This is a genomic window from Acinetobacter sp. UBA6526 (genome assembly GCF_002434875.1).
In the GTDB taxonomy this organism is placed as follows: domain Bacteria; phylum Pseudomonadota; class Gammaproteobacteria; order Pseudomonadales; family Moraxellaceae; genus Acinetobacter; species Acinetobacter venetianus.
Genome location: NZ_DJLC01000059.1, coordinates 6,911 through 7,204, shown reverse-complemented (window position 1 = coordinate 7,204; position 294 = coordinate 6,911). Strand labels below are relative to the sequence as shown.

Here is a 294-nt window from a genome sequence, read left to right as displayed (position 1 = left end):
AATTGTTAAACCAACAAAGTCTGGAAGGATCATTGAACGACGTGACCATGTTTTGATCGGCTTACGGTTGTTAGCAGCAATCGCAGCTTCAACCTTAGCGAACAAATGCGCGTCGACGAATGGACCTTTTTTTAATGAACGAGGCATTATTCAGATTCCCTTACTTGACGCGACGGTCGCGAATAATCATCTTAGTCGTACGCTTGTTGGTACGTGTCTTGTACCCTTTAGCTTTTTGACCCCATGGACTTACAGGTTGAATACCTTTACTACGTCCTTCACCACCACCGTGTG

The 294-nt window shown here is 44.9% G+C and carries 1 protein-coding gene and 1 pseudogene; both read right to left on the bottom strand.

Translation table 11 applies throughout. The features are described 5' to 3' along the window. Window positions 1-147 (bottom strand): ribosomal protein S19 family protein (locus B4237_RS03965; protein WP_286941530.1); only part of this gene is annotated, 147 nt, incomplete at its 3' end. A gap of 13 nt (window positions 148-160) precedes the next feature. Further along, window positions 161-294 (bottom strand): annotated as a pseudogene (locus tag B4237_RS03960) (50S ribosomal protein L2); the annotation flags it as partial.